This window comes from Corynebacterium sp. HMSC061H03, assembly GCF_001838215.1.
In the GTDB taxonomy this organism is placed as follows: Bacteria; Actinomycetota; Actinomycetes; order Mycobacteriales; family Mycobacteriaceae; genus Corynebacterium; species Corynebacterium jeikeium_D.
Genome location: NZ_KV836048.1, coordinates 117,608 through 134,056, shown reverse-complemented (window position 1 = coordinate 134,056; position 16,449 = coordinate 117,608). Strand labels below are relative to the sequence as shown.

At 59.9% G+C, this 16,449-nt stretch carries 14 protein-coding genes; 1 reads left to right on the top strand and 13 read right to left on the bottom strand.

The window, feature by feature from the left end; all coding sequences use genetic code 11:
• Positions 1-9: 9 nt before the first annotated feature.
• Positions 10-1,161: a hydrogenase formation protein HypD gene (gene hypD, locus HMPREF2787_RS01140; protein ID WP_049193290.1), complete on the top strand. Its 1,152-nt coding sequence runs from the start codon at positions 10-12 to the stop codon at positions 1,159-1,161.
• Here hypD and HMPREF2787_RS01135 read toward each other — a convergent pair whose 3' ends face one another.
• From HMPREF2787_RS01135 to purN, 13 genes are all read right to left on the bottom strand, one after another.
• The gene (locus HMPREF2787_RS01135; protein ID WP_070603473.1) at positions 1,162-2,025 is read right to left on the bottom strand and encodes an HpcH/HpaI aldolase/citrate lyase family protein; all 864 of its coding nucleotides are present in this window, start codon (positions 2,023-2,025) and stop codon (positions 1,162-1,164) included.
• 132 nt (positions 2,026-2,157) lie between these two features.
• Positions 2,158-3,366, bottom strand: coding sequence for an acetyl-CoA C-acetyltransferase (locus tag HMPREF2787_RS01130; RefSeq protein WP_049190271.1), 1,209 nt, complete (start codon positions 3,364-3,366; stop codon positions 2,158-2,160).
• A gap of 58 nt (positions 3,367-3,424) precedes the next feature.
• The gene (locus HMPREF2787_RS01125; RefSeq protein ID WP_005509864.1) at positions 3,425-4,093 is read right to left on the bottom strand and encodes a CoA transferase subunit B; all 669 of its coding nucleotides are present in this window, start codon (positions 4,091-4,093) and stop codon (positions 3,425-3,427) included.
• Positions 4,094-4,846: a CoA transferase subunit A gene (locus HMPREF2787_RS01120; RefSeq protein WP_016422175.1), complete on the bottom strand. Its 753-nt coding sequence runs from the start codon at positions 4,844-4,846 to the stop codon at positions 4,094-4,096.
• A 4-nt stretch (positions 4,847-4,850) separates the two neighbouring features.
• Positions 4,851-6,605 (bottom strand): AMP-binding protein, encoded by a 1,755-nt coding sequence (locus tag HMPREF2787_RS01115; RefSeq protein ID WP_016422174.1) that lies wholly within the window; start codon positions 6,603-6,605, stop codon positions 4,851-4,853.
• 105 nt (positions 6,606-6,710) lie between these two features.
• Positions 6,711-7,589 carry an HpcH/HpaI aldolase/citrate lyase family protein gene (locus HMPREF2787_RS01110; protein WP_070603476.1) on the bottom strand — a complete coding sequence of 293 codons (879 nt, stop codon included), beginning with the start codon at positions 7,587-7,589 and terminating at the stop codon, positions 6,711-6,713.
• Positions 7,590-7,596: 7 nt separating this feature from the next.
• Entirely contained in the window at positions 7,597-8,139 is a 543-nt protein-coding gene (locus HMPREF2787_RS01105) for a MaoC family dehydratase (protein ID WP_070603479.1), read from the bottom strand.
• Between the two features lie 2 nt (positions 8,140-8,141).
• Positions 8,142-9,311, bottom strand: a complete 1,170-nt coding sequence (locus HMPREF2787_RS01100; RefSeq protein WP_070603481.1) for an acyl-CoA dehydrogenase family protein — start codon at positions 9,309-9,311, stop codon at positions 8,142-8,144.
• Positions 9,312-9,390: 79 nt separating this feature from the next.
• Positions 9,391-11,484 (bottom strand): acetyl-CoA carboxylase biotin carboxylase subunit, encoded by a 2,094-nt coding sequence (locus HMPREF2787_RS01095; protein WP_070438505.1) that lies wholly within the window; start codon positions 11,482-11,484, stop codon positions 9,391-9,393.
• Between the two features lie 53 nt (positions 11,485-11,537).
• The gene (locus tag HMPREF2787_RS01090; protein ID WP_070603483.1) at positions 11,538-13,118 is read right to left on the bottom strand and encodes a carboxyl transferase domain-containing protein; all 1,581 of its coding nucleotides are present in this window, start codon (positions 13,116-13,118) and stop codon (positions 11,538-11,540) included.
• Between the two features lie 306 nt (positions 13,119-13,424).
• Positions 13,425-14,018 (bottom strand): TetR/AcrR family transcriptional regulator, encoded by a 594-nt coding sequence (locus tag HMPREF2787_RS01085; RefSeq protein WP_070603485.1) that lies wholly within the window; start codon positions 14,016-14,018, stop codon positions 13,425-13,427.
• Positions 14,019-14,217: 199 nt separating this feature from the next.
• The gene (purH, locus tag HMPREF2787_RS01080; protein ID WP_016422167.1) at positions 14,218-15,765 is read right to left on the bottom strand and encodes a bifunctional phosphoribosylaminoimidazolecarboxamide formyltransferase/IMP cyclohydrolase; all 1,548 of its coding nucleotides are present in this window, start codon (positions 15,763-15,765) and stop codon (positions 14,218-14,220) included.
• A complete protein-coding gene (gene purN / locus HMPREF2787_RS01075) occupies positions 15,762-16,415 on the bottom strand; it encodes a phosphoribosylglycinamide formyltransferase (RefSeq protein ID WP_070603487.1) in 654 nt (217 codons plus the stop codon). Before purN ends, purH begins: the two co-directional genes overlap by 4 nt.
• Positions 16,416-16,449 lie beyond the last annotated feature (34 nt).

Genomic DNA, 16,449 nt, shown 5'->3' with positions numbered 1-16,449 from the left:
GACGGCACCATGAAATACGTTGACGAATTCCGCGATCCCGCCGCTGCGAAGAAGCTGCTCGCACGCATTGAACGCGAGGCCACCAAGCTGGAAAAGCCCATCGCACTGATGGAAGTCTGTGGCGGGCACACGCACACCATTTACCGCTACGGCTTGGAAAACCTCCTACCCGAAAACATCGAGCTGATCCACGGACCCGGCTGCCCCGTCTGCGTCATCCCCATGGGTCGCGTCGACGATGCCATTTGGCTGGCACAGCAGGAAGACGTCATTTTCACGACCTTCGGCGACATGATGCGCGTGCCGGGGTCCGAAACGTCGCTGATGCAGGCACGTGCGCGCGGCGCCGATGTGCGCTTTGTCTACTCGCCTCTCGACGCGCTGAAGATCGCCACCGATAACCCCGATAAGCAGGTCGTTTTCTTCGCCGTTGGGTTTGAGACAACTGCCCCGTCGACTGCCGTGACCATTGAGGCCGCGCGCCGGCAGGGAGTGGAAAACTTCTCCGTATTTTCCAACCACGTACTCATCGAGCCGCCACTGCGCGCCATCGTCAACGGCGGCGAAACCAAGGTCGATGGTTTCATCGGCCCAGGTCACGTGGCTACAACCACCGGCACGGACGCCTTTGAGTTCCTGCCGCGCGAGTTTAATCTGCCAGTGGCGGTCACCGGTTTTGAGCCATTGGATGTGCTCCAGGCCGTCGTCATGCTGCTGGATCAATTCGTCAGCGGCGACGTTGCTGCCGGTAAGTCGCGGGTGGACAACCAGTACGCGCGCGTCGTTCGCTCCTCCGGCAACACCACCGCGCAGAAACTTATGGACCGCGTCTTTTCCCTCCGCGACACCTTCGAGTGGCGTGGCCTCGGCTGGATTGAAAACTCCGGCCTCGGCATCTCTGAGGAATACGCGGCATTCGACGCCGAGCGCCGTTTCCAGGTGCCGGGGCGCCGTATCCCAGATCCCGTGACCTGCGAATGCGGCTCTGTGCTCACCGGCCACATCAAGCCCTGGCAGTGCGCGGTCTTCGGCACCGCCTGCACCCCGGCGACCCCCATCGGCACCTGCATGGTCTCCCCCGAAGGCGCTTGTGCGGCGTACTACAACTTCGGCCGCATCGATCGGAAGGTCACCGAGAACCTGGCGAAATCCCGCCGCTAGTTACTCCGTAATTCCCGCACGCGCGAGCGCTGCCACCGCCTGCTTTACGACGGGCGCGTCAATCATCTCGCCATCGAGCTGAAAGGCGCCAGTGTGCGTACCTGCGTGATCGACAATCTTCCGGGCGCGGGCGAGCGTTGCTTCCGACGGCTTATATGCCTTGCGCACCGGCGGCACCATCGCCGGGTGGATGCAGGCCGTAGCCAGGAAACCACAGCCCACGGCATCGAGAGCCTCTAGGTACTGGCCGCGCTCATCGCGAAAGTCAGTATGAACGGCATCAATGGCGGCAATACCCGCCGCAGCTGCATGCACCTGAACGAGTGCACGAGCCAATCGCTGCGGATCGCGGTAGTGGCGACGAGGGTTTTCATCCACACTCTGGCGCGAGGACACGCCACCGAGTTCGGCGGTCAGGTCTTCGGCGCCCCAGAACAGACCCACAACGTCCGGGTGCATGGCAATCTGCTGGATATTAATCATGGCCTGCGGGGTTTCAATCATCGCGATGATCTTCAACCCTTCGAGCTCTGCGGGGATGGAGTCTCGAATCTTGGGCACCATGACGATGTCGTAGTCACATGTACGGGCAAAGGCGACATCCTCCGCGAAGGTCGGAGTCCCGGGACCGGTGATCCGAAGAATAGTCGTCTCCGGGTCGAGCGGATTGTTGATGATGTTCGCACGTGCCTGCTCGTGATTGTCAACGGCAGCGCCGTCTTCCAGGTCAATGATGACCATGTCCGATCGTTCAGCAGCTTTCTGGAAACGTTCCGGACGGTCAGCCGGGGCGAAGAGTAGCGCCGGGCCAGAGGGAAGCCAAGGGAAGGTCTGTTCACCATCGAGGGAGCTAAAGCCTGTCATAGCTCCTAACCTAATTGAAAACTCGAATCACCTTCGCGCAGGGGCTCCCCCAGGAGACAACAAAACCCGCGTTGTGGCATCCATAGAGGGGAAACCACAACGCGGGCTTGCTGAGTTTTCAGCCTTTGGCGATTAGTCGCGGTACAGCAGCAGCGCATCGCCCTGACCGCCGCCACCGCACAGGGACACACCAGCGCGACCCGAACCGCGACGGTTCAGCTCCATCGCAGCGGTCAGAGTCAGGCGGGCACCAGAGCAGCCAATCGGATGGCCGAGGGCAATCGCGCCACCGTGGATGTTGGTCTTCTCCAGCGGGTAGTCCAGCTCACGCAGGGACTTGACGGCCACCGCACCAAATGCCTCGTTGATCTCGATGAAGTCGAGCTCCTGCGCGTCCCACTCAGCGCGACGCAGGGCCTCCTTCAAAGAGTCCGCAGGCTGAGCGTGCAGGGAGTTATCCGGACCTGCGGTCTGGCCAGCCTTGCCCACAACTGCGAGGTAGTCCAGGCCGTGCTTTTCTGCGTAAGCACGCGATGCCAGCACAACTGCTGCGGCACCGTCGGAAATCGGCGAGGAGTTACCGGCAGTGATGGTGCCGTTTTCCTTCAGGAAGACCGGACGCAGCTTAGCCAGGGTCTCCACCGTGGCCTCTGGGCGAATGCCCTGGTCGGTGTCGACAACTACCGGGTCACCCTTGCGCTGCGGAATCTCGATTGGAGCGATTTCCTGCGCGAAAATACCGTCTTCCTGCGCCTTAGCCGCACGCTGGTGAGAAGCGGCCGCAACCTCGTCCTGCTGCTCGCGGCTAATGCCGAGGTCGCTGTTCGGACCGTCGGTAAGCGTACCCATGGACACACCATCGAAGGAGTCGACCAGACCGTCGCGCTCCAAGGTGTCCTCCAGCTTCAGCGCACCGAAGGACTTGCCCTGACGAACACCGCGTGCAACGTGCGGAGCGTGCGTCATGGACTCCTGACCACCTGCAACAACGACGTCTGCATCACCGAGACGAATCAAGCGAGCGGCGTGAATGACAGCGTTTAGGCCCGAGAGGCAGACCTTGTTAACGATCTCAGCAGTCGTATTCCATGGCAGACCTGCCTTAATGGCGACCTGTCGAGCCGGGTTCTGGCCAGCACCTGCGAGAATCACCTGGCCCAGAACGACGTGCTGAACCTCTTCCGGGGCAACGCCGGAACGCTGGACAGCGTGCTTGACAGCATGAGCGCCAAGTTCGACGGAAGTAAGCGGTGCCAGCTGACCGAGCAGCTTGCCCTGCGGGGTGCGGGCACCAGCGAGGATAACGACATCATTCGGGCTGGGAGCTGGAAGGTTACTCATGGATGGATTCTCCTAAGTCAAAACTGATGAGTGTGGACTGACCATGATTGCTGCGTATTTAATTCTCGAGGTCAACCACGTATGCGGCTTCGGTGTTGGCCTCGATATCTGCCAGCGTCACCCCAGGTGCCAGCCTGCGTAGCACCAGGTGATCATCAGCGACATCGAAGCTTCCCAGGTTGCTAATAATCCTTTTCACTACTTTTGCACCTGTGAGGGGCAGTTCGCAGGCTTTTACCAATTTTGGTTTGCCATCTTTGGAAACATGATCGGTCAAAACCACCACTCGAGGGGTACCGGCGACCAAGTCCATCGCACCGCCCATGCCCTTGACCATCTTTCCCGGAATCATCCAATTGGCCAGGTCACCGCACTGGCTCACCTCCATCGCACCCAACACGGCCATTTTCACGGCACCGCCGCGAATCATGCCGAAACTGGTGGCGGAGTCGAAGATTGCCGCGCCCGGCACCAATGTCACGGTCTGCTTCCCCGCATTGATGAGGTCAGCATCCTCTTCGCCTTCATATGGGAAGGCACCCATTCCCAGAATTCCGTTTTCACTCTGCAGCAGAACGCGCACGCCTTCGGGAATATGGTTTGCCACCAGTGTCGGAATGCCGATACCCAGATTCACATAGTCGCCATCGCGCAGCTCTTCAGCGGCTTGCTGTGCCATCTCGTCACGGCTCCAGCCCTTGTCCATAATTGTCTTCGCAGGTGCCATTTAAATCTCCTCCCCTGCTGCCGCGTCACCGGCATCGTGGCTGGAATCGGTATTGCGTGGCCGAGTTGTGCGCTTTTCAATGAGCTTCTCGCGTCCGTCACCGCGAACGATGTGCTGGATATACACACCCGGAGTCATCACCAGATCCGGGTCGATCTCGCCGCGGCCAAGCAAGTACTCCACCTCTGCAACGGTCACCTTGCCGGATGCTGCGCACAGCGGGTTGAAGTTCTGCGCGGTCCGGCGATAGACAAGGTTGCCGTCAATATCGCCGTGGTAGGCGTGCACCAGGCCGATGTCGGCAACGATGCCACGCTCCTGCACGTAGGTCTGTCCGTCGAAGTCGGCGTGGGGCTTGCCCTCTGCAACGAGCGTACCGACGCCGGTTGCGGTGTAGAATGCGGGAATACCTGCGCCACCTGCGCGAAGACGCTCTGCCAGAGTGCCCTGAGGGGTGAACTCCACCTCGATTTCTCCTTCGAGGTACTGGCGAGCAAACTCCTTGTTCTCGCCGACGTAGGAGGCCACTACCTTTGCCACCTGCTTGTTCTCCAGCAGAATGCCGAGCCCAGTACCGTCAATGCCCATGTTGTTGGACACGATGGTGAGGTCTTTTGCCCCGGAGTCGCGCACGCCCTCGATGAGGGTATATGGCACACCACACAGGCCAAAGCCGCCAACTGCCAGGGTCATTCCATCAGTGACGAGGCCTGCGACAAGCTCGCGACCGGTCTGATCAGTTGTTTTTGACATTGTTCTACACCCAGCCCAGGATTCGCGGAGCCATCTCACGCATCTCAACCTTGCGAACCTTGCCCGACGCGGTCATCGGGAACTCCTCGACGACGTGAACGTAGCGCGGAATCTTGTGACGCGACAGCTTGCCGTGGGCAAACGCCGCCACATCCTCGGCGGTGAGGTCTTCCACATCGTCGTGCAGAATTACCCATGCCATGATTTCTTCGCCATACTTGTCATCCGGCACGCCGATGACCTGTGCATCGACAACAGCCGGGTGGGTGAACAGGAACTCTTCAATCTCACGCGGGTAGATGTTCTCACCACCGCGGATGAGCATGTCCTTGATACGTCCGGTGATGGACAGGTAGCCCTCGTCGTCAAGCACGCCCAGGTCGCCGGTGTGCATCCAGCCGTCGGCATCGATGGCCTCGGCGGTCTTTTCCGGGTGCTCCCAGTACTCCTTCATAACGGAGTATCCACGGACGACAACCTCGCCCTGTTCGCCTCGTGGTAGGGTCTCGCCGGTTTCTTCACAGATGATGCGGGCTTCCAGGTGCGGCATGATCTGCCCGACGGTGTTGACGCGCTTTTCCAGCGGGGAATCCGCGCGGGTCTGGAAGGACACCGGCGAAGTCTCGGTCATGCCGTAACAGATGGCAATCTCACGCATATTGAGCTTGTCCATCACATCACGCATGGTCTTCGACGGGCACGAGGTACCTGCCATCACACCTGTGCGCAGCAGCGACAGGTCGTAAGGGGAGCCGTATTCCTCCTGGTCGTGGGCTTCTTCAAGCTCATTGATGAACATCGTCGGCACGCCGTAGAGGCTGGTGGCCTTAGCCGAGTGCACAGCCTTGAGCGTTTCACGCGCCTTAAACGACGGAGCCGGAATGACAATAGCGGCACCGTGGGTGAAGGCGGCGAAGGTGCCAATCACCATGCCGAAGGTGTGGAAGAACGGCACCGGCACACAGATGCGGTCGGCCTCGGTGTAGCCCAACAGCTCACCGATGAAGTAACCATTGTTCAGCAGGTTGCGGTGCGTCAGGGTAGCGCCCTTGGGAAAGCCTGTCGTGCCCGACGTGAACTGGATGTTGATCGGATCATCCGGCTTCAGCTGGGAGGTGTACTCGCTCAGGTCATCGATTTCGCTGTGCATGTGCTCGTACCACTCGGAGGAGCCAAAGTAGATGACCTTATCGAGGCGCACACCGCGCTGCTTGGAGGCCTCGATCAGCATGGTTCGGTAATCGGAGTCCTTGTAGCGGCGGGCGGCAAACACCATACGCACACCTGCCTTTTCCAACACGTAGTTCAGCTCGTGCTGGCGGTAAGCCGGGTTGATGTTAACCAGCACCAGGCCGATGTGGTGGCACGCGTACTGCACCACGGTCCACTCCCAGCGGTTGGTGGACCAAATGCCGATACGATCTCCTGGACGGTAGCCCTCACGGATGAAAGCGCTGGCCAGACGCAGAACTCGGTTGTAGAAACGCTCAAAGGTAAAGGAGACATCCGCGTAGACGTCAACGACGGCGTCGCGGGACGGGAATTTCTCCACAATCGCACGCAGGTTCTCACCGAGAGTCTCATCGCGAAGTGGAGCGGCACCTTGCTCGACACCGGCGCCGAACACGTGGCTCATCTTGTTGCCATCGGCATCGACAACATCCTTGCCGTATGGTGCCGGCACAGTGGTGAAGCCCTCCGGCAGCTTCGAAGGATCAGCAGTGCGCTGTTCTGCGTGGTTCTTCAATGTCGCGGTCATGGGGAGATCTCCTTGGTTTAAGTGACTCCGCATAGTGCGGAGTGTGTGAGGGGAAATGTGTTCTTTAGGGGGGGGATAAATCAGTGGTAGTTACCGGCCGTGGGACTAACCGGTTACAGCGGCTCGCCGAGCAATGGCTTCTGCTTGACGGAAGAGCGGCGCATCCACCATCTGGCCGTCAAAACTGAAGGCACCGGTGTTCTTTTCCGCTTCCGCCAAGAGCCGACGCGCCCAGTCAATCTCCTCGTCGCTGGGGCGATAAGCCTGGCGGATTGTCGGGACCTGACCTGGGTGGATACAGACGGTGGCAGCGAATCCCAACGCAGCGGCATCGGCTGCCTCCGCAGCTAGCCCATCCGCGTCGGAGATATTGACGTAGATGGAATCCAGACTGGCCTTACCGTGCGCCGCTGCCGCCAGGTGAACGTGGCTGCGGGTATGTGCCGCCACACTGCGGTAGCTGCCCGCATGGATACGGCCCGGCGCGAGTGCAGCCTCTGCTTCGCTAAAGCGTGATGACGTTCCCGCCAAGCCCGCCACCAGGTCCTCTGCGCCCCAGAACAGCGCAACGACGCCATCGGCCTGCGCCAGCTCTTCGGCGCGCATGACCCCAAGCGGAGTTTCGATGAGGGCAATGATCTGGGTCTTCTCCCCCAGTGCCGCTACCAACTCATCCACTTGCTGCGCCGAGGAGGCCTTGGGCAGCATCACCTGGCGGAAAGCGGTGCCACGCAGCATGTCAATATCCGCTGCGTAGTCCTCAACCTCCGGTGGATTGACACGCACAATGGTGCGGGCCGGATCGAGGTCACAGGAGACGATAGCCTCGCGGGCAGCCTCACGGTTTTCAGCGCGACAGCCGTCCTCCAGGTCCAGGATCACCATGTCGGCACGGTCAGCAGCTTTAGCGAACCGTTCCGGCCGGTCGGCTGGCGCAAACAGAATTGCAGGGCCCAGCGGCTGCCAGGAGTTATGCGTAGACATGGGTCACTCACTTCCCCGCTGAAGCTGCGTTCTCGGAGCCGTCGTCAAGCGAAATCGGTGCGCATTGGACGAGCGTGGAACGGACTGCGCGGCAGACGACGGTGCCGTCCTGGTTGCGTCCGATGTGCTCGAGCTCGACAATGCCCTGGTTGGGGCGGGACTTGGACAGGCGTTTGTTACGGCAGACGGTCTCTGCGTACAGGGTGTCGCCGTGGAACATCGGTGCGGGAAACGCCACTTCGGTAAAGCCGAGGTTGGCGACGATGGTGCCGAGCGTGAGCTGCCCGACAGACAGCCCGACAACCGTCGACAGCGTCCACATCGAATTGACCAGGCGCTCGCCTCCGAATCCCGGCTGCTGGCTCGACCAGTGCGCATCCAGATGCAATGGCTGGGTGTTCATGGTCAGCGTCGTGAAGAGGACGTCATCGGTTTCAGTGACGGTTCGCCCCGGACGGTGCAGGTAACGCGCGCCAACCTCGTACTCTTCGAACCACAGTCCGCGCTGCACGACGTCGCGGGTGACGTCGGTTGCGTTGTTGTCAGCCATTTTTACAGCCCCAATCCACGCGCGATCAGCATGAGCTGCACTTCTGTGGTGCCCTCGCCGATCTCCAGGATCTTGGAGTCGCGGTAGTGGCGTGCCACGCGGTACTCGTTCATGAATCCGTAGCCGCCGAAAATCTGCGTCGCGTCGCGCGCGTTGTCCATCGCAGCCTCGGAGGCAATCATCTTGGCGATGTACGCTTCACGACGGAACTCTGCGCCCGCGGCCATCTTTGCGGCTGCGTCGTACCACGCCATCCGTGCGGCATGCGCACGCGCTTCCATTCGTGCGATCTTGAAGGAAACGGCCTGGTACTCACCAATCGCACGGCCCATGGAGTGGCGCTCCTTGGCGTAGCGAACCGACTCATCAACACAACCCTGCGCAGCACCGGTGGCAAGCGCTGCGATTGCGACACGCCCCTCGGCCAAGATGGACAGGAAGTTAGCGAAGCCGCGACCACGGGTGCCCAGCAGGTTCTCCTGCGGGACGCGAACATCGGTGAAGGTCAGTGGGTGGGTGTCGGAGGCATTCCAACCGACCTTGTCGTAAGCCGGTTCCGCGACAAAGCCCTCCGTGCCACTCGGCACGATGATGGTAGAAATCTCCTTCTTGCCATCTTCCTTCTGGCCGGTGACTGCGGTGACAGTAACCAGCGAAGTAATATCCGTGCCGGAGTTGGTGATGAACTGCTTGGCGCCGTTGATGACGAAATCATCGCCGTCTTCACGGGCTGTGGTGCGGGTGGCGCCGGCGTCGGAACCTGCATCCGGCTCGGTGAGACCAAAGCCAGCGAGCTTCTTACCAGCAGTCAGCTCGGGCAGGTAGGTCTCCTTCTGCCTGTCATTGCCGAAGTGGAAGATTGGCATGGCGCCCAAACCAACGCCGGCTTCCAGGGTGATAGCGACCGACTGATCGACTTTAGCCAGCTCCTCCAGGGCGATACCGAAGGACAGGTAGTCACCGCCCATGCCACCGACTTCCTCGGGGAATGGCAGACCGAACAGGCCCATTTCGCCCATCTGCGAGACAACCTCGTACGGGAAAGTGTGGTTGCGGTCGTGCTCGGCGGAAACCGGGTCGACAACTTCGTTGGCAAATTCGCGAACTACTTTCTGCAGTTCCACGTATTCGTCGTCGAGGATGGCGGTTGCAATCTTGGTGCTTTCGGACATGATGAGTGCTCCTTAAAAGATTTTGTAGGTGTGGGACTTGATTGGCGTTAGACCTGGTTGGTGCGTTTCGTGTGGGTTTTTATTCCTCGGCTTCGGCCACAGTGATGACCGCCAGTTGCTGGTCACCGGTGACCTGATCGCCCGGCGCGACGGTGAAGCTGACCTCACCCGCAATTTCAGCGGTGAGAGTGTGCTCCATCTTCATGGCCTCCATGACCAACAGAGCATCACCAACTTCGACGCGGGTTCCCTCCTCCACCGCCAACGCGATAATCGCGCCGGGCATCGGAGCTTGGATGACTCCCGAGCCTCCGGCATCGGCTTCGGCTCCGGTGGTGACTACCTCGGTGCGAGGCAGCACCCACGTGCCGTGAGCGCCGGCGACGACGTATTCTTCATGGTTCGCAGCCCCCGCATTGTCGATGGTCTCGACCAGGAAGTGCTGTGCGACACCGTCGCGGACGATGCGCAGATGTTCCCCATCCCGATAGACCGAAACCTTGTAGTTTCGCGGTTCTGGAACGTCGATCTCTTCGTTCTCCGCCTCGGCGGACAGGCCCGCGACCACATCACCGACGATGACGTCGGCGCTCGACGGCGTGCCCACAATCGAGATCAGACGCGAGTCCTCCCCCGTTCCGAAGCGGATGCGCTGCGCGGCAGGGGTACTGGCGCGCCAGCCGTCCGGGGTCAGCCACGGCGAGTCGGTGGCCTCTTCAAAGCGAGAAGTCAGCCAGTCCATCGCAGCGGCGAGGTAGACATCGTCCGGTGTTTCGGAGGTGGCGAAGCCTTCCGCCACACGGTCGAGCAGACCGGTATCAAGATCGCCGACGCGAACCTCTGGGACGTTCAGCAGGTAGCGACAAAAGTCGATATTGACACCGACACCTGCGACAACGGTGTCTCCGAGCGCCCGGTCCAGCCGCTCGCGCGCCTGCTCACGGTTTTCCCCATGGGAGATGATCTTCATCAACATCGGGTCATAGAGGGATGAGACCTCGGAACCGTCGACAATGCCGGAATCCACCCGGATTCCCGCCCCACTCGGCTCGACGACACGTGTGACCGTGCCACCGGTGGGCAAGAATCCCGCCGCTGGGTCTTCGGCATACACGCGAGCTTCAATCGAGTGACCGGTGAGAGTTACATCTTCCTGAGCAACCGGCAGTGGTCGTCCCGAGGCAATGTCAACCTGCAGTGCCACCAGATCCAGGCCGGTGACCTGCTCAGTTACTGGATGCTCGACCTGGAGGCGCGTGTTCATCTCCATGAAGAAGAACGACGACGGGTCCTTCGCCGGCACAATAAACTCCACCGTGCCCGCGCCGACATAGCCGACCGAGCGGGCCGCGTCGCAGGCCGCTTCACCGATTGCGCTGCGCGTTTCCTCATCCAGCAGGGGGCTCGGCGCTTCCTCGATGACCTTCTGATGGCGTCGTTGCAGCGAGCACTCACGCTCGCCCAGGTGGATCACATTGCCGTGTTTGTCTGCGAGGATCTGTACCTCGATATGCCGCGGGGTGTCGACGAAGTGCTCGATGAACAGGGAGTCATCGCCGAAGGCACCCGCCGCTTCACGACGAGCCGTTGCGAGCGCTGCCGGCAGGTCAGCAGCGTTTTCCACGCGGTGCATACCCTTACCGCCACCGCCTGCCGATGGCTTAATCAGAACTGGGAAGCCAATCGATGGGGCTGCCTCAATGAGGTCCTCGTCGCTAAGCCCTGGGCGAGACAGACCCGGCACGGTGGGAACATCGCGGGCTTCGACGGCAGCGCGGGCGGAGATTTTGTCACCCATGGTGTTGATGGCGCTGGCCGGTGGGCCGATGAATTCAATACCTGCTTCCTCACAGGCGGTCGCGAAGTCAGCGTTTTCAGAGAGAAAGCCGTAACCGGGGTGGATTCCGTCCGCGTCGCAGCGGCGAGCGGCATCGATAATCTTGTCGATGACCAGGTAGGACTCGCGTGCCGGAGATGGGCCAATGTGGATGGCCATATCCGCCATGCGTACGTGAGGGGCGTCGGCATCGGCATCCGAGTAGACCGCGACGGAGCGAATTCCGTTGTCACGAAGGGTTCGGATAATGCGGCAGGCAATCTCCCCACGGTTTGCGACCAATACGGTACTCAGGCTGCCGCCAGCTGCGTGGGGCTGCGTGTTGTGCGCTGTCATGTGCCCTGTGTTTCCTTTCAGAAAATGCGGTGTCGAGAGTTTTTAGCTGGTTACTACATGCGGAAGACGCCGAAGCCCCGTTCATCCAGGGGTGCACCACTTGCCACGTCGAGGGCCATGCCAAGAATTCGGCGGGTATCTGCGGGGTCGATGACACCGTCATCCCACAGGCGAGCCGATGAGTAATAGCAGTGCGACTGACGCTCAAACTGCTCGCGAATCGGAGTTTCAAACTCCTCCTGCTCTTCCTGCGACCAGCTCTCACCTGAGCGTTCAATCTGGTTGCGACGAACCGTCGAAAGCGTCATCGCCGCCTGTGGACCGCCCATGACGGAAATGCGAGCATTCGGCCACATCCAAAGGAAGCGCGGCGAATATGCGCGACCGCACATGGAGTAGTTGCCGGCGCCGAAGGCGCCACCGATGACTACAGTGAACTTGGGCACGCGGGTGGTAGCCACGGCGTTGACCATCTTGGCGCCGTGCTTTGCAATACCGCCGGCCTCGTATTCGCGACCAACCATGAAGCCCGTGGTGTTCTGCAGGAATACCAGTGGGATGCCGCGCTGATCACACAGCTCGATGAAGTGCGCGCCCTTCTGTGCAGATTCCGCGAAGAGAATGCCGTTGTTGGCGATAATGCCGACGCGGTGCCCGTGAATGCGGGCAAAAGTAGTGACCAGGGTCGTACCAAATTCGGCCTTGAACTCCTGGTATTGGCCTCCATCCACAATAATTTCAATGACCTCGTGAACGTCGTAAGGCACTTTGGCATCGACGGGGACGACATCGTAAAGATCGGTCTGGTTGCGAGTCGGCGCGACGGTGGGCTCTGTGTCCCACGGAACTTCCGGGTCCTTGGGGAGCGTTGCGACGATATCGCGGACACGACGCAGTGCGTCGGCATCGTTAACTGCGAGATGGTCAGTAACGCCGGAGGTCTTGGAGTGCAGTTCGCCGCCACCGAGTTCCTCTGGTGTGACATCTTCACCAGTTGCAGCCTTAACCAGTGGTGGGCCTGCCAGGAAGATGGTGCCCTGGTTTTTCACAATGACCGCTTCATCGCTCATCGCCGGCACGTATGCGCCCCCGGCGGTACAGGATCCCATCACGGCGGCAATCTGCGGAATCCCGCGAGCGGAGAGGTTGGCCTGGTTGTAGAAAATGCGACCGAAATGATCGCGATCAGGGAAAACTTCATCCTGGTTGAGAAGCATGGCCCCGCCGGAGTCGACCAGGTAAATGCACGGCAAGTGGTTAAGGCTGGCAATCTCCTGTGCGCGCAGGTGCTTCTTGACAGTCAACGGGTAGTACGTTCCGCCGGAAACGGTTGCGTCATTGGCTACAACCAGGCAGCGACGACCTTCGATGATGCCAATGCCGGCGATGACGCCAGCAGCCGGAACCTTGCCGCCATACATTTCGTGGGCCGCTAGAGGTGCGACCTCAAGGAAAGGGCTGCCGGGGTCAAGCAGTTGGTTGATGCGCTGACGTGGCAGCAGCTTACCGCGGGAAATATGGCGAGCACGGGCACGTTCGGAACCACCGCGTGCTGTCGTGCTGAGCAACTCTTTGAGCTCTGCGACGAGCTCTTCGTGGCGCTGTCGGTTGGTCAATGCTGGGGCGTGAGTCATGGGCGAAATACTTTCCGTTAATGACTATTAACTTTCTTGACGGAAAGGTTAATGTGACCACAGTCACTTCACAACAAGTTTTGTTTCCTAGGTCATACTTTTACCCCCGGATGCCTTTCAGACAGCTTGAAGTACACACCCCTCCCTGAGGTCACAACATGTTTCCAATAGAGATTTAAGTTTGTCCTAGAAATCTGTTTCGGGGGTAAATTCACTTGGATAAGACCGACCGCTCCACACAATAAAACCGCCTGACCTCACACTGCTGAGCACAGTGAGGCCAGACGGCACAAGAATAAATACGGATTATTGGTTGTTAATGCCCAGCGCAGCAAGGGCCATCTCAAAGGCATTATCCCTTGTCGCCTCGGGACCCGCCCATTTGAGCACATGTCTGGAAGAGTTAATCAACCCAGCGGTGAGCTGGACTTTAAGCTGCGCCTCGTCGGAGGTGAGTTCGGGCTGTAGTTCACGCAGAGCGTCCACCCATAAGACCATGTAAAGACGCTGCAAGGAACGCACTTTTGCGCTCTGCTCTGGCGCTAGATTTCCCCCTTCGCGCTCTTGGACGCGAATACGATCGGGCTCCGTGACGGCAAAATGCACGTGATGCGAAAGGAGTCCCCGAAGCGTCTCCTCTGGACCCCAATCATTGCTCTTTGCTCGATCGAGAACTGCTCGCGCACCATCGACAAGCCGGATAGAAATATCGATGAGGATCTGCGCCAACAACTCTTCCTTGCCGCTGAAGTAGCGGTAAAGAGCTGGGCCAGAAATGCCGACAGCGGAGCCAACATCCTCCAACCGAGTCTGATGAAACCCCCGGTCGGCCAGGATCGCAGCAGCAGCGGAGAGAATCTCTGCTTCTCGACGCCGTCGCGCTTCGGTTCTACGTGACATAAGCCCTTATGTTAAACGCATTGAAGCCATTTCGTCTGCATAATTCTCACCAGCGCCAGCCCTCAGCGAGTGTTCACATAGACCACGGCTCGACAACAGACACGCATCCTCGGCTCCATCTCCGCTCACTTCCGATTAGAGAAAAACCGCCGAGGTGACAGTTAGCACCTCGGCGGTTAGCCCTTAACCCAATAAGGAATTAGTGGAAGAAGTGGCGAGTACCAGTCATGTACATGGTGACGCCAGCTTCCTTGGCAGCAGCGATGACCTCTTCATCACGGATGGAGCCACCTGGCTGGACAACTGCCTTCACACCGGCATCAATCAGGACCTGCAGGCCGTCAGCGAACGGGAAGAAGGCATCGGACGCAGCGTAGGCCCCCTGGGTACGGTTTTCTCCGTCGGCAAGCGTATTTGCGCGCTCAACGGCGAGCTTTGCGGAGTCCACACGGTTGACCTGGCCCATGCCGACGCCGACGGTGGCGTTGTTCTTGGACAGCAGAATGGCGTTGGACTTCACAGCGCGGACGGAGCGCCATGCGAATTCGAGCTCAGCCAGCTCTTCGGCGTTCAATGCCTCGCCGGTGGCCAGCTCCCAGTTCTCCGGCTTATCACCCTCTGCCTGGTAAGTATCCGGATCCTGGGTGAGCAGACCACCCGAGATAAACTTGTTCTCGGTGGTCGGTGCTTCGTACTCGGCGACGAGAATACGCAGATTCTTCTTGGCCTTCAGCACCTCAACGGCACCGTCTTCGTAGGACGGAGCGACGATGACCTCGGTGAAGATGTCCTTGACCTGTTCGGCCATCTCAACGGAGACCTCGCGGTTGACGGCAATGACACCGCCGAATGCGGACATCGGGTCACATGCGTGAGCTGCGCGGTGAGCTGCGGCGATGGACTCATCCGAGACTGCGATGCCGCACGGGTTAGCGTGCTTGATGATTGCCACACACGGGCGCTCGTGATCCCAGGCGGCACGCCATGCGGCGTCGGCATCCTGGTAGTTGTTGTACGACATCTCCTTGCCGTTCAGCTGCTTGGCGTTTGCCAGCCCCTTGGTACCAATGCGGGTCAGAGTTGCCGACTGGTGAGAGTTCTCGCCGTAGCGCAGCGGAGTCGGAGTGGATCCCTCAGCGCCACCGAGCTGCTCAACAAACCAATTAGACACAGCTGCGTCGTAATCAGCGGTGTGCAGGAATGCGTCGCGAGCGAACTCACGGCGCTGCTCGAGGGTGAAGCCGCCTTCCTTCACGGCGGTAGCGACATCGCCGTAACGAGCCGGGTCGACGACGATGGCAACCGACGGGTGGTTCTTCGCCGCAGCGCGAACCATCGACGGGCCTCCAATGTCGATCTGCTCCACGCATTCGTCGTAGGAAGCGCCCGAGGCAACGGTCTCCCGGAACGGGTACAGGTTAACGACAACGAGCTGGAAAGCCTCCACACCGAGCTCCTTCAGCTGAGCCAGGTGGTCTTCCTTGCGGGTATCAGCCAGAATGCCGGCGTGAACACGCGGGTGCAGCGTCTTCACGCGGCCCTCGAGGCACTCCGGGAAACCAGTGAGATCCTCAACCGGGGTCACAGGCACGCCAGCTGCAGCAATCTTGCCAGCCGTAGAACCGGTGGAAACGATTTCCACGCCAGCCTCGTGCAGGTCGCGAGCCAGCTCCTCGAGCCCAGTCTTGTCGTAGACGCTAATCAGAGCGCGCTTGATCGGTTTACGCTGCGTGTTGTCGTTGGTCATTTCAGATAAGCCTTTCGTCCGTCACGCTCAATTCCGTGATCGGCAATCGAGTGCAATACATCAACCAGGAGTCGGCGTTCGACAACCTTGATTCGTTCGTGCAGGGTCTCCACCGTGTCGTCGTCCTCGACGGCCACTGGCTGTTGCGCCAGAATCGGCCCGGTGTCCACTCCATTATCAACGATATGCACGGTCGTGCCGGTGACCTTCACCCCGTAGTCAAGTGCATCCGGTACCGCACGCGCCCCTGGGAAGGACGGCAGCAGCGCTGGGTGCGTATTAATGATGCGATTGCTGTAGGCCTCCACAAATGATGGCCCCAGAATGCGCATGAAACCCGCCGAGACAACGATATCCGGCGAAAAACTGTTCACGGCCTCTAAAACACGAATATCCCAACCTTCTCGGTCCTTCTTTGCCTCAGCATCGAAAGGCACCCGAAAAGTTGGGATATTGAGGTTTTGAGCCCTCTCCAGCGCCGGACAATCCTTGTCCGAACCAACCGAGACAATCTGAACCTTTTCAGCGTCCAACAGTTCCAGCATCGACTGCAAAAGGGAGCCCAGGCCAGAGGCCAGGACTACGATGCGGAGCTGCTTGCTGGAGGAATTATTGTGCGAAATTTCTGCGACGGGCTGTGCTTCAGTCACGGCGTTTAGCTTACCCAGCCCGGCAGAGACCCCA

Bases quoted from the DNA above. Each gene is read 5' to 3' on its own strand.
- HMPREF2787_RS01105 (WP_070603479.1), bottom strand. From the start codon at position 8,139: ATGGCTGACAACAACGCAACCGACGTCACCCGCGACGTCGTGCAGCGC.
- HMPREF2787_RS01095 (WP_070438505.1), bottom strand. From the start codon at position 11,484: ATGACAGCGCACAACACGCAGCCCCACGCAGCTGGCGGCAGCCTGAGT.
- HMPREF2787_RS01110 (WP_070603476.1), bottom strand. From the start codon at position 7,589: ATGTCTACGCATAACTCCTGGCAGCCGCTGGGCCCTGCAATTCTGTTT.
- HMPREF2787_RS01100 (WP_070603481.1), bottom strand. From the start codon at position 9,311: ATGTCCGAAAGCACCAAGATTGCAACCGCCATCCTCGACGACGAATAC.
- purH (WP_016422167.1), bottom strand. From the start codon at position 15,765: ATGACCAACGACAACACGCAGCGTAAACCGATCAAGCGCGCTCTGATT.
- HMPREF2787_RS01130 (WP_049190271.1), bottom strand. From the start codon at position 3,366: ATGAGTAACCTTCCAGCTCCCAGCCCGAATGATGTCGTTATCCTCGCT.
- HMPREF2787_RS01120 (WP_016422175.1), bottom strand. From the start codon at position 4,846: ATGTCAAAAACAACTGATCAGACCGGTCGCGAGCTTGTCGCAGGCCTC.
- HMPREF2787_RS01135 (WP_070603473.1), bottom strand. From the start codon at position 2,025: ATGACAGGCTTTAGCTCCCTCGATGGTGAACAGACCTTCCCTTGGCTT.
- HMPREF2787_RS01115 (WP_016422174.1), bottom strand. From the start codon at position 6,605: ATGACCGCGACATTGAAGAACCACGCAGAACAGCGCACTGCTGATCCT.
- HMPREF2787_RS01125 (WP_005509864.1), bottom strand. From the start codon at position 4,093: ATGGCACCTGCGAAGACAATTATGGACAAGGGCTGGAGCCGTGACGAG.
- HMPREF2787_RS01090 (WP_070603483.1), bottom strand. From the start codon at position 13,118: ATGACTCACGCCCCAGCATTGACCAACCGACAGCGCCACGAAGAGCTC.
- HMPREF2787_RS01085 (WP_070603485.1), bottom strand. From the start codon at position 14,018: ATGTCACGTAGAACCGAAGCGCGACGGCGTCGAGAAGCAGAGATTCTC.
- hypD (WP_049193290.1), top strand. From the start codon at position 10: ATGAAATACGTTGACGAATTCCGCGATCCCGCCGCTGCGAAGAAGCTG.